This is a genomic window from Streptomyces sp. NPDC014734, from assembly GCF_043083325.1.
In the GTDB taxonomy this organism is placed as follows: domain Bacteria; phylum Actinomycetota; class Actinomycetes; order Streptomycetales; family Streptomycetaceae; genus Streptomyces.
The window spans coordinates 332851-345259 of record NZ_JBIBYN010000002.1; the positions used below are offsets into that span (position 1 = coordinate 332851).

A 12409-nucleotide genomic window follows, 5' to 3' on the forward strand; every position below is an offset into this window, starting at 1 on the left:
TGGGTGAGGGGCGATGTTTCACGTGAAACATCGCCCCTCACCGACCACCCTCATGTTTCACGTGAAACAGAGCAGCACACGCACCTCGGCCACCAGCACCCGAAGCCCGGCCCCTCACCCCTGAGCGGCCCACCACTCCTTGAGCCGGTCGACGGCCACGTCATGCCCCATCGGTCCATGCTCAAGTCGCAGCTCCAGCAGAAACGCGTACGCCTTGCCGATCACCGGGCCGGGGCCGACGCCCAGGGTCTTCATGATCTCGTTGCCGTCCAGATCGGGCCGGATCGCGTCCAGCTCCTCCTGCTGCTGCAACTGCGCGATGCGCTCCTCAAGACCGTCGTAGGTCCGGGAGAGCGCGGCCGCCTTGCGCTTGTTCCGAGTCGTGCAGTCCGAACGGGTCAACTTGTGCAGCCGCTCCAGCAACGGTCCCGCGTCACGGACGTACCGACGCACCGCCGAGTCGGTCCACTCCCCGTCGCCGTAGCCGTGGAAACGCAGGTGGAGCTCCACCAGCTTGGAAACGTCCTTGACCATGTCGTTGGAGTACTTGAGCGCGGTCATGCGCTTCTTCACCATCTTGGCGCCCACCACCTCATGGTGGTGGAACGAGACCCGCCCGTCCTTCTCGAACCGTCGCGTCCTCGGCTTGCCGATGTCATGGAGAAGAGCAGCAAGCCTCAGAACCAGGTCGGGCCCGTCCTCCTCCAGGTCGATCGCCTGCTCCAGGACGGTCAGCGAATGCTCGTAGACATCCTTGTGACGGTGATGCTCGTCACTTTCCAGTCGGAGGGCGGGCAACTCCGGCAGTACCCACTGGGCCAGCCCCGTGTCGACGAGCAGCGCCAGGCCCTTGCGCGGGTTGGGGGACAGGAGCAGCTTGTTGAGCTCCTCCCTGACGCGTTCCGAGGAAACGATCTCGATACGTCCAGCCATTTCCGTCATCGCCGCAACCACGTCGGGGGCCACGTCGAAGTCCAGCTGTGCGGAGAAACGGACAGCGCGCAGCATCCGCAGCGGGTCGTCGGAGAAGGACTCCTCGGGAGTGCCCGGGGTGCGCAGCACGCGCCGGGACAGGTCCTCCAGTCCACCGTGAGGGTCGATGAACTCCTTCCGCGGCAGCGCCACGGCCATCGCGTTGACCGTGAAGTCACGACGGACGAGGTCCTCCTCGATGGAGTCCCCGTAGGAAACCTCCGGCTTACGAGAAGTCCTGTCATACGCTTCCGACCGATATGTGGTGACTTCGATCTGGTAGCCGTCCTTCTGGGCGCCCACCGTGCCGAAGGCGATGCCGACCTCCCACACGGAGTCGGCCCACGGCCGCACGATCTTCAGCACGGCCTCGGGGCGGGCGTCCGTCGTGAAGTCGAGGTCGTTCCCGAGCCTGCCCAGAAGGGCGTCCCGGACCGATCCGCCGACCAGAGCGAGACTGAATCCGGCATCCTGGAAACGGCGGGCGAGGTCGTCGGCGACCGGTGACACCCGCAGCAGTTCACTGACTGCGCGGTGCTGCACCTGGGTCAGGGCGCTGGAGCTGTCTTCGTTGGCGTTCGACACAACAGAAAAGGGTACGTGCCCGGACCGGCCCGGTCGTCCGAGTTCTGCCCCCGCTCCGCGAGGCTCTTCCGATCTTGTGGCCGACACCGCAGCACTGGGCACTCACGTACATCGTTACCATGCGTGGACGCAACAACCGACAACCATCGACACCAGCTGACAAACGACGAGGGACGGGCAGGCGCGTGGCCGAGGCGGCAGACAATCAGGGAATCGGTCCCTCTCCTGCCCGCCGCTGGCTGCGGCGCACAACATCCCTGATCTTCGGGGCCCCGCTCGTCGCGGCACTGCTGATCACGCCGACCGCCCCCGCGGCCCACGCCGCCCCTGTCGCGAAGGCACCTTCCGGTTCCGAGACGGTGAAGGTGTCCTTGGACACCATCGCCCCCAGCGCTCCGGTGAAGGGGGACACCCTGACCGTCGCCGGCACGGTGACCAACCGGGGCAAGGCCACCGTCACCGACGCGACGGTGGATCTGCGGGTGGGTCCGAGGCTCACCGGCCGGACGATGATCGATGCCGCCGCCAAACGCTCCGGGTACGTTCCGGGCGGTGACCCCGCTCCGGTCGGCGGCACGTACACGGTGAAACTCCCGAAGCTCCGCTCGGGGATCAGCCAGGACTTCACGCTGTCCGTCCCTGTCTCCAAGCTGGGCCTCGGCGACGACGGCGTCTACCAGCTGGGTGTCTCGCTGTCCGGGCAGACCTCCAAGGCCCGGTACGACCACGTCCTGGGGATCCAGCGCACCTTCCTTCCCTGGCAGGAGGAGGAACGCGACGCCCGGACGAAGATCACCTACCTCTGGCCCCTGATCGCGCCGGCCCATGTGACCGCGGAGACCGGAGCCGACGACGAGCAGACGGCGGTATTCGCCGACGACGATCTGGCCGGCGAGCTCGCACCGGGCGGGCGCCTTGAACAGATGGTCTCGCTGGGCAGCCAGCTGCCGGTGACCTGGGTCATCGATCCCGACCTGCTGGCCAGCGTCGACGCGATGGCACGGGGTTACCGGGTCAAGTCCGGCGACACCACCGTCGCCGGACAGAACCAGGCCGTCGCGAAGAAGTGGCTCGCCTCTCTGGAAGCTGCGGTGTCCGACGGCAAGGTGGTCGCGCTGCCGTTCGCCGACCCCGATCTGGCGGCCATCGCGCACCGCGGCAAGAACGTGTCGGGCACGCTCGGTCATCTGCAGACCGCCACGGAGGCAGCCGGGTCGACCGTGCAGACGGTCCTGCACGTGACGCCGTCGACGGACTTCGCCTGGCCCGTCGACGGGGCGATCGACCCGGCGATCGTCGATGTCGCCACCTCGGCCGGCGCCCACAAGGTGATCGCTCGCAGCGACAGCCTGGAGGAGAGCGACAACCTGTCGTACACGCCGACCGCGGCCCGTCCGATCGGTGGCGGCACCACCGCGGTGGTCTCCGACGCCCGGCTCTCCACGGCGTTCCAGGGCGACATGTCGAGGGCCGGCAGCTCCACCCTCGCCGTGCAGAAGTTCCTCGCCCACACCCTGGCCCTCACCGAGCAGGACACGGACTCCGAGCGCAGCATCGTCGTCGCACCGCAGCGGATGCCGACGGTGGCCCAGGCCCACTCGATGGCGAGTGCCCTGCACGCCCTCGACGACGGACGCTGGACCCAGCCCCTGGGGCTCGTGGACGCTGCCGAGGCGAAGCCCGACGCGGACGCGACGACCAGCGTTCCCGGCTCCTCCCACTACCCGAAGAAGCTCCGCAGCCAGGAGCTGCCCACCCAGGCCTTCCAGGACATCAAGTCCACGCAGGTCTCGCTCAACAAGTTCCAGGTCATCCTCACCCTGCCCGAGCGGGTGGTCACCCCCTTCGGCAACGCGGTGAACCGGTCCATGTCGACGTCGTGGCGCGGCAGGCCCCTGGAGGCCCAGCAGTACCGGGACTCCGTTCGCAGCTACCTCCAGGGCCTCATCAACGAGGTGCAGCTCATCTCGAAGTCCGACGTCACCCTGTCCGGCCGCAGCGCCACGATCCCGGTGACCGTGCAGAACAGGCTGCTGCAGGGGGTGGACAATCTGGTCCTCCGCCTGAAGTCGGACAACGCGACCCGGCTGAAGCTGAACGACGGCGGAGCCGTGGCGGAGCAGCCCATCCGGATCGCCGGTGGCCACAGCCAGTCCGTGAAGTTCGACGCCGCGGCCAACATCAACGGCCAGGTACAGATGACGGCCCAGCTCTACACCGAGGACGGCACACCGTACGGCGAGGAGATGACCTTCACCGTGAAGGTCTCGGAGCTCACCCCGACCGTGCTGCTCGTCATCGCCGGAGGACTGCTGCTGCTGGTCCTCGCGGGCATCAGGATGTACACCCAGCGCAAGCGGGCCGGTGCCGTCGGCACGGACGGGGACGACGGCGATGAACCCGAGCACCCGAGTGACCCCGCGCCGGACACCGGTCCGGAAAGCCGGGAGGCATCGGACTCGGGTGAGAAAGTGGAACGTTGAGCGATGTCTGTCGCGGCCGGTCGGCCGGGGACGATGAGGTGGGGTTTCGATGAACGCGCCGTACGACGGTGACCGCGGTCAGGGTGCGGGCGGAGCCGGGTCTTCCGACGGTCCGCCGATGCCTCCCGGACAGGGCGGGGGTCCGCCGACGCCCGATCCGTATCTGCAGACCGCCTACGGCCACGATCCCTACCGGGCTCAGGATCTGTCGGCCCAGGACCCGGTGGCCGAGGCGCTCTACGACCGCGCCGCGCACCCGCCGCCGCCTCCCGGCACCTACCAGCAGCCTCCGCCGCTGTACCAGCAGCCGCCGCCGGCGCAGTACGCGCCCGATCCGCGTGTCTGGGCCCAGACGCCCCCGCCCGAGCCCGACGGGCCGTCGCGGTATCTGCCCTACGGCGACAACGCGGCGACCACCCAGTACGTCGGTGTGGATGACCTCGTCGGCCAGGCATCGCAGAGCCATGGGCAACCGGATGCCTTCGCGCACCTGTACCGCGACCAGGAAGGTCCGGCGGGTGCCTCCCCGGCTCCGGCCGAACCCGAGCCCGCACCGGCGCCCGCGCCCGCTCCCGCACCGTCCAAGGCGGGCGGCCGGGCCTCCGGCCTGTTGAAGTCCAGCGCGCTCATGGCGGCCGGCACACTCGTGTCCCGGCTCACCGGCTTCGTCCGCACACTCGTGATGACCGCCGCGCTCGGGGCGGCCCTGCTGGGCGACAGCTTCACCATCGCGTACACCCTGCCGACGATGATCTACATCCTCACCGTGGGCGGCGGTCTCAACTCGGTGTTCGTCCCGCAACTCGTCCGTTCCATGAAGGACGACGAGGACGGCGGCGAGGCCTATGCCAACCGGTTGCTGACTCTGGTGATGGTCGCGCTCGGTGTGATCGTCGCGATCGTCGTCCTCGCCGCCCCTTGGCTGATCCACGCGATGTCGCCGACCATCGCCGGGGACGCGGCCGCCAACAGCGTCGCCGTGACGTTCGCCCGGTACTGTCTGCCCACCATCTTCTTCATGGGCATCCACGTCGTGATGGGCCAGATCCTCAACGCCCGCGGCAAATTCGGCGCGATGATGTGGACCCCGGTCCTCAACAACATCGTCATGATCTTCACGTTCGGCGCGTTCATCTGGGTCTACGGCACCTCCGCCGAATCCCGGATGGGGGTCCAGACCATCCCGCCGGAGGGCATCCGGCTCCTGGGCATCGGCACCCTGCTCGGCCTCGTCGTCCAGGCGCTGGCCATGATCCCTTACCTGCGTGAGGCGGGCTTCCGCTTCCGTCCGCGTTTCGACTGGCGGGGGCACGGCCTCGGCAAGACGATCAAGCTGGCCAAGTGGACCGTGCTGTTCGTCCTGGCCAACCAGGCGGGCGTGCTCGTCGTGACCCAGCTCGCGACCTCTGCGGGCAAGCTGTCCGGCAAGGACGGCGCGGGCTTCCTCGCCTACTCCAATGCCCAGCTGATCTGGGGCATGCCCCAGGCGATCATCACCGTATCGGTCATGGCGGCCCTGTTGCCCCGCATCTCCCGCGCCGCCCACGACGACGACCCGGGCGCCGTCCGCGACGACATCTCCCACGGGCTGCGGAACTCGGCGGTCGCCATCGTGCCGGTCGCGTTCATGTTCCTCGCCCTCGGCCTGCCGATGTGCACCCTCATGTACGCCTCGGCCGGCTCCGAGGCCGCCCGCTCCATGGGATACATCCTCATGGCATTCGGGCTCGGCCTCATCCCGTACTCCGTGCAGTACGTGGTGCTGCGAGGCTTCTACGCCTACGAGGACACCAGGACGCCCTTCTACAACACGGTCATCGTCGCCGCCGTCAACGCGGCAGTCTCGGCCCTCTGCTACATGGTCCTTCCGGCCCAGTGGGCCGTGGTCGGCATGGCCGCCGCGTACGGGCTCGCCTACGCCGTCGGCGTCGGCGTCGCCTGGCGGCGGCTGCGCAACCGACTGGGCGGCGACCTGGACGGCGCGAACGTCGTGCGCACCTACGCCCGGCTGTGCCTGGCAGCCGTTCCGGCCGCCGTACTCGGCGGTGGAGTCGGCTTCGCCGTTCTCCAGGGCCTCGGTGAGGGCGCCTTCGGTTCGCTGGTCGCGCTGGTCTGCGGAGGAGCCGTTCTGATGGGTGTCTTCGTCGCCGCAGGCAAGCGGATGCGGATCGAGGAGATCAACGGCATGGTCGGCATGGTCCGCGGGCGGCTCGGACGCTGAGGATCACCGGTGCACAACCATCACCGCCCCTTGCGTGTCGTGCATAGCGCAGGAGTGTGGGCACAATTGGCGTGACTGTGCAGAGCTGGCTGGCATCGCGCAACGGATGGGGAGGCAGGAACGACGGTGGCGGAACGTAGCACGGCTGCCGTCGACGTGGCCGACAACAGTGGTGATGAACCGCTGACCGCCAAGGCGGATGAGGCCACGACCGACGGTACGGCAGAAGCTCAGGACTCGACGGGTGCGAAGTCGCAGGACAAGGACGACGAGCGTCACCGTTCCGAAACCGCCCTGCCATCCCCCGATCTGCACAGCGGGCACAAACTCGCGCGACGCTACCGGCTGGAGGAGTGCGTCACCCGGCTGGACGGATTCAGCAGCTGGCGCGCCGTGGACGAGAAGCTGCGCCGCGCGGTGGGGGTCCATCTGCTCCCCGCCGACCACCCTCGCGCCCGCTCCGTGCTGGCCGCTGCCCGGTCCGCCGCGCTGTTGGGCGACCCGCGCTTCGTGCAGGTGCTCGACGCGGTGGAGGAGGACGACCTCGTCTACGTCGTCCACGAATGGCTCCCCGACGCCACCGAGCTCACTTCTCTGCTGGCTTCGGGCCCGATGGACGCGCACGACGCGTACCAGCTCGTCAGTCAGGTCTCCCAGGCCATGGCAGCGGCTCACCGCGAGGGTCTCGCCCATCTGAGGCTGACGCCGGGGGCGGTGCTGCGAAGCTCGACGGGGCAGTACCGGATTCGCGGCCTCGCGGTGAACGCCGCTCTGCGGGGCATCACCTCCGAGGGCCCGCAGCGGGCCGACACCGAGGCGATCGGCGCGTTGCTCTACGCCGCGCTGACCCGGCGCTGGCCCTACGAAGCCGACGCCTACGGTCTGTCCGGGCTGCCCAAGGGCGTGGGTCTGATCGCTCCGGACCAGGTGCGGGCCGGCGTGCACCGCGGTCTCTCCGAGCTCTCCATGCGCGCCCTGGCCAATGACGGCGCCACTGCCTCCCGGCAGGAAAAGCCGTGCACCACACCGGACGAACTGGCCAAGGCCGTCGCGGCGATGCCGCGCATCCGCCCTCCGGAGCCCGCCTTCACCGCGCCCCCGGAGTACCAGCGCACCACCTACCAGCAGGGCAACTACCGGCGTCCGGCCGTCGGGCCCGGCGCCACGACGACAGCGCCCGTGATCCCCGTGCCGCCGCCCCCGTTGCAGAGCCGTACCGGCAAGGCTCTGAAGTGGGCGGTCTCCGCCCTGCTCATCGCCGCGCTGGGGCTCGGCAGCTGGCAGCTGGCGGACACCCTGCTGCACCACGACAAGGGTTCCGACGACCAGCAGACGACACAGACCACCGGCGATGACAAGCCGAAGGCGCCCGCTCCGGTCAAGATCGTGGAAGCACGGGAGTACGCCCCGGACGGATTCCCGCAGGCACCCGGCGAGGTCGCCAAGACGTACGACGGCAAGAGTTCCACCTTCTGGCGGTCCAAGACCTACATGGACGGCCCCGAGCTGGCCCCCTACAAGAAGGGCGTCGGCATCGTCTACGACCTCGGCTCGGAGAAGAACGTCTCCAACGCGTCCATAGGACTGTTGTACAGCGGCGATCACACCACGGTTTCGCTGTACGCGGTGGACGGTATGTCGCCGAGCACCCCCGTCGACTCGCTGAAGCCCTTCGCGACGCACAGCACGAACGGCGTATCGGCCCAGCTGAAGGCCGGAACACCGGCGAAGGCGCGTTATGTGCTGGTCTGGCTCACGGCCGCGCCGTACGCGTCGGGTGATTCCTATACCAAATCCGGCTACAAGCAAGCCATCACGGATGTCACCTTCTCCGCTGCGGAGTAATCAGCATCGGCATTGTCCGCCCCAGCGGGGAAATCCGGGTCCGACAGAAACGAAAGCTCTGGCGGACCCGGATTTCCCGGTCAGTACGACGGCGCCTTCGAGCGCGGATCGGGGCGACGTACGAGGACCAACCCTCCGCGCACGAGCGGAGTGCGCCCTGCCGCAGAACACTGCCGCACAGCGGGTCCGACTTCCCTGGGGCTTCCTTGGGGCTTCCGCAGAAAGGGAACGGGCGGCAACAGCACATCGCACACCCCTCCCTTCGAACATTTCACTTCATTGGTGATCCGACATCTCATTGCAGGGCAGAAAGATGCCCGGAATTTTTGGTGAAGGAGGCTTTTCGCCATCATTACATGTGCGATTGATCCCCATCATTTACTTTCCGGGACGGATCGGTTTGAATGCACGCAGGGCGCCGGTCGAGGAGGGAATCCGTGAGTCGTGGGGCGGAAAACCCTCACGCGACGAGCGACCAGGACCTCCTCCGTCGCCATGTCGCCGGCGATGCCGAGGCCTTCGGTGAACTCGTACGACGGCACCGCGACCGGTTGTGGGCGGTGGCCCTGCGCACCCTCGGCGACCGCGAAGAAGCCGCCGACGCGGTTCAGGACGCCCTGGTCTCCGCTTTTCGTGCGGCTCACACCTTCCGAGGCCAGTCCGCCGTGACCACCTGGCTGCACCGCATCACCGTCAATGCCTGCCTCGACCGGGTCCGCAAGGCGGCCACCCGCAGGACCTCGCCCGTCGACGACACCGAGAGGTTCGAGCAACTCCTCGAACCTCATGAGTCAGCGGAAGCACCCGCGGAGCGGCAGGACCTGCACCGCGAACTCCTGGTCGCGCTCTCCACCCTTCCCGCCGAACAGCGCGCCGCACTCGTCCTCGTGGACATGCAGGGATACCCGGTGGCCGAAGCGGCACTGATCCTCGACGTACCGACAGGCACGGTGAAGAGCCGCTGTGCGCGGGGCCGGGCGCGACTCGCCCCCCTGCTCGGACACCTACGCTTTGAAGGGACGGGAACCGATGGATCCGGCGCGGAAAGGAACCAGACGCCACGCGCATCCGTCCCACCCGCATCGGGAACGAAAGATACGGGCACAAGTGATCCCGCTGCGGTGAAGGGCGGAGGTGGACGCACATGACATCAACGACCGACACCAGCAGCCACCCGGACGTCTCGGAGATCTCCGATCTCACGGAGGGACTACTCCAGTCGGCACGCGCGGACGAGGTACGCGGCCATGTGGACGGCTGTGCGCTGTGCGGTGATGTTCACACCTCGCTCGTCGAAGTTCGCCGTCTGCTCGGTGCCGTTCCTGTGCCGCAGTCCATGCCTACCGATATCGCCGACCGGATCGACGACGCTCTTGCCGCTGCCGCTCTCGACAGCACGGTGCCGGACGACTCGACGATGGATGTTTCACGTGAAACAGAGCCGGTCCCAGCGCCGAAGCCCGATACTTCTCCGCCAACGGATCGCCCCGTGGGGCGGCCCGGCGCTGCCACTGGCCCCGGCCGTCGCCCAGCCCGGCGCCGCCGTCGCGCGGCTGTTCTGGGCACCGCTCTCGGCGCTGCCCTCGTCGGCGCAGGTTTCCTCATCATGCAGGGCACCCACACGCCCCAGGACACTGCCGCCGGCCTCAGGAGCGCGACCCGCGATGCAGGCTCTTCGGCGAACGACGCGTCGACGTTCTCGGAGTCCACGCTCGAAGACCAGGTCCAAAGCCTGCTGCGTGGAGGGACGAAGTCGTCGCACCCGGACGGGGCTACTACCGAGAAACGGGCACCGTCCCTCAAGGCCGAGTCGACGCCCGAGAACGAGCCCCCCGCCTCCGAGTCGTCTTCGGCACCCCTGCGTGTGCCCACCGTGTCGGTTCCGTCCTGCGTGGAACAGGGAATCGGTCGCGACGTCCCTGCTCTCGCCGTCAGCAAGGGCAGCTACAAGGGTGCGGACGCCTTCCTCGTCGTCCTTCCTCATCCCTCCGACTCGGCCCGGGTCCAGGCGTACATCGTCGACGCGGCCTGCACCCGCGAACAGGGCACAGCCGTGGGGAAGCTCCTGCTCACTCACGTCTACGCACGCCCCTGAGAACTGTGCCGGACGCCGTCCGGCACGTCGGGAATGCATCCCCCGTAGGATCCGTTGGGTGGGGTGAGAGTCGTTGAACCGGCCCCAGTAGGCGTGGACAGTAGGCAGTCTGCAGAAACGAGGAAGAACCCGTGAGCGACGTCCGTAATGTGATCATCATCGGCTCCGGCCCCGCGGGCTACACGGCCGCCCTTTACACAGCACGCGCCTCGCTGAAGCCGCTGGTATTCGAGGGCGCCGTCACCGCAGGCGGCGCGCTGATGAACACCACAGACGTGGAGAACTTCCCGGGCTTCCAGGACGGGATCATGGGTCCCGAGCTCATGGACAACATGCGCGCCCAGGCCGAGCGCTTCGGCGCCGAACTCGTCCCGGACGACATCGTCTCCGTGGACCTCAGCGGCGACATCAAGACGGTCACCGATACGGCCGGTACGGTGCACCGTGCCAAGGCCGTCATCGTGACGACCGGTTCTCAGCACCGCAAGCTCGGTCTGCCCAATGAGGACGCCCTCTCGGGACGTGGCGTCTCCTGGTGCGCCACCTGCGACGGCTTCTTCTTCAAGGACCAGGACATCGCCGTGGTCGGCGGTGGCGACACCGCGATGGAAGAGGCAACCTTCCTCTCCCGCTTCGCCAAGTCGGTCACCATCGTCCACCGCCGTGACGCGCTGCGCGCCTCCAAGGCCATGCAGGACCGCGCCTTCGCCGACCCGAAGATCAAGTTCGCCTGGGACAGCGAGGTCGCCGAGGTGCACGGCGAGCAGAAGCTCTCCGGTCTGACTCTTCGCAACACCAAGACCGGAGAGACGTCGGAGCTCGCGGTGACCGGCCTCTTCATCGCAGTGGGACACGACCCGCGAACCGAACTCTTCAAGGGCCAGCTCGAACTGGACGACGAGGGCTACCTGAAGGTCGATGCTCCTTCCACGCGCACCAACCTGTCCGGTGTCTTCGGCGCCGGCGATGTCGTCGACCACACCTACCGGCAGGCGATCACCGCGGCCGGCACGGGGTGCTCGGCCGCCCTGGACGCCGAGCGCTTCCTCGCCGCGCTGGCCGACGAGGAGAAGGCCACCGCCGCCTCCGCCTGATCCATCTTTCCCACCCCCACACTCCAGTACTTGAATGAAGGAGGCCGCCGTGGCCGGCGCCCTGAAGCATGTGACCGACGACACCTTCGACGAGGTCGTCCTGAAGAGCGGAAAGCCCGTACTGGTGGACTTCTGGGCTGCTTGGTGCGGCCCGTGCCGCCAGATCGCGCCGTCCCTGGAGGCCATCGCCGCTGAGCACGGTGACCAGATCGAGATCGTCAAGCTCAACATCGATGAGAACCCCGCCACGGCGGCCAAGTACGGCGTCATGTCCATCCCGACCCTGAACGTCTACCAGGGCGGCGAAGTCGCCAAGACCATCGTCGGAGCCAAGCCGAAGGCCGCGATTCTCCGCGACCTCGAAAACTTCATCGACGCATAAGGTCACAGCCGCTGTTTCACGTGAAACGGTCCGTCCTCATCAGAAGGACGGACCGTTTCGCTTGTCCCGGGCCGGATCGGTCGGGTGGATCACAGCGGCCGTAGAGCGGGTTCCTTCTGAACGGCTCCGAGCAACCGGTCCAGTGCCAGTTCGACGTCTTCCTTCCAGGAAAGCGTCGTTCGGAGTTCCAGCCTCAGCCGCGGGTGCACGGGGTGCGGCCGCACTGTCTTGAATCCGACCGCGAGAAGATGATCAGCGGGAAGCACACAGGCGGGCTCCTTCCACCGGGTGTCCCCGAAGGCCTCGATCGCCTTGAAGCCGCGGCGCAGCAGGTCCTTGGCAACGGTCTGCACCATTACCCGTCCCAGTCCCTGCCCCTGGTATCCGGGCGCGATCCAGGCAGTCATCAGCTGGACGGCGTCGGGGGACACGGGACTGGTGGGGAAGGCCGTCGAACGCGGCACATACGCCGGTGGTGCGTACAGAACGAAGCCCACCGGCGCGTCATCGACGTAGACGACTCTGCCGCATGACCCCCACTCCAGGAGAACGGCCGAGATCCACGCCTCTTTCTCCACTTCGGGCGTGCCTGCCTTTACCGCAGCTTCTCCGCTGACCGGATCGAGCTCCCAGAAGACACACGAGCGGCAACGTCTGGGAAGATCGCAAAGGTTGTCCAGTGTGAGCGGTACGAGCCGACGCCCCATGAAGGCTGTTCCTCGCTTCCTTCGC

9 protein-coding genes are annotated in these 12409 nt (G+C 67.7%); 7 read left to right on the plus strand and 2 right to left on the minus strand.

Translation table 11 applies throughout. From position 1 onward, the window contains the following. Window positions 1–114: 114 nt before the first annotated feature. On the minus strand, window positions 115–1557 hold the full coding sequence (locus ACF1CT_RS05335) for a CCA tRNA nucleotidyltransferase (protein ID WP_391782412.1): 1443 nt from the start codon (window positions 1555–1557) through the stop codon (window positions 115–117). A gap of 185 nt (window positions 1558–1742) precedes the next feature. Here ACF1CT_RS05335 and ACF1CT_RS05340 point away from each other — a divergent pair, with 185 nt between their 5' ends. The 7 genes from ACF1CT_RS05340 (at window position 1743) to trxA (ending at window position 11677) form a co-directional block, all read left to right on the plus strand. Beyond that, on the plus strand, window positions 1743–4040 hold the full coding sequence (locus ACF1CT_RS05340) for a DUF6049 family protein (RefSeq protein ID WP_391782413.1): 2298 nt from the start codon (window positions 1743–1745) through the stop codon (window positions 4038–4040). A gap of 49 nt (window positions 4041–4089) precedes the next feature. Further along, on the plus strand, window positions 4090–6261 hold the full coding sequence (gene murJ, locus ACF1CT_RS05345; RefSeq protein WP_391782414.1) for a murein biosynthesis integral membrane protein MurJ: 2172 nt from the start codon (window positions 4090–4092) through the stop codon (window positions 6259–6261). Between the two features lie 126 nt (window positions 6262–6387). Next, window positions 6388–8106 (plus strand): protein kinase family protein, encoded by a 1719-nt coding sequence (locus tag ACF1CT_RS05350; protein ID WP_391782415.1) that lies wholly within the window; start codon window positions 6388–6390, stop codon window positions 8104–8106. A 404-nt stretch (window positions 8107–8510) separates the two neighbouring features. Continuing rightward, the gene (sigM, locus tag ACF1CT_RS05355) at window positions 8511–9254 is read left to right on the plus strand and encodes an RNA polymerase sigma factor SigM (RefSeq protein ID WP_391782416.1); all 744 of its coding nucleotides are present in this window, start codon (window positions 8511–8513) and stop codon (window positions 9252–9254) included. After that, window positions 9251–10201, plus strand: a complete 951-nt coding sequence (locus ACF1CT_RS05360; RefSeq protein ID WP_391782417.1) for a hypothetical protein — start codon at window positions 9251–9253, stop codon at window positions 10199–10201. Before sigM ends, ACF1CT_RS05360 begins: the two co-directional genes overlap by 4 nt. A 131-nt stretch (window positions 10202–10332) precedes the next feature. Next, window positions 10333–11295, plus strand: coding sequence for a thioredoxin-disulfide reductase (trxB, locus tag ACF1CT_RS05365; RefSeq protein WP_391782418.1), 963 nt, complete (start codon window positions 10333–10335; stop codon window positions 11293–11295). A gap of 49 nt (window positions 11296–11344) precedes the next feature. After that, complete coding sequence (gene trxA / locus ACF1CT_RS05370; protein WP_391782419.1) at window positions 11345–11677, plus strand: thioredoxin; 333 nt, start codon at window positions 11345–11347, stop codon at window positions 11675–11677. 89 nt (window positions 11678–11766) lie between these two features. Here trxA and ACF1CT_RS05375 read toward each other — a convergent pair whose 3' ends face one another. Continuing rightward, the gene (locus ACF1CT_RS05375) at window positions 11767–12384 is read right to left on the minus strand and encodes a GNAT family N-acetyltransferase (RefSeq protein WP_391782420.1); all 618 of its coding nucleotides are present in this window, start codon (window positions 12382–12384) and stop codon (window positions 11767–11769) included. Between the last annotated feature and the right edge of the window lie 25 nt (window positions 12385–12409).

Excerpts from the sequence above, each read along its gene's own strand:
- ACF1CT_RS05360 (WP_391782417.1), top strand. The coding sequence starts at position 9,251 with ATGACATCAACGACCGACACCAGCAGCCACCCGGACGTCTCGGAGATC.
- sigM (WP_391782416.1), top strand. The coding sequence starts at position 8,511 with ATGCACGCAGGGCGCCGGTCGAGGAGGGAATCCGTGAGTCGTGGGGCG.
- murJ (WP_391782414.1), top strand. The coding sequence starts at position 4,090 with ATGAACGCGCCGTACGACGGTGACCGCGGTCAGGGTGCGGGCGGAGCC.
- ACF1CT_RS05375 (WP_391782420.1), bottom strand. The coding sequence starts at position 12,384 with ATGGGGCGTCGGCTCGTACCGCTCACACTGGACAACCTTTGCGATCTT.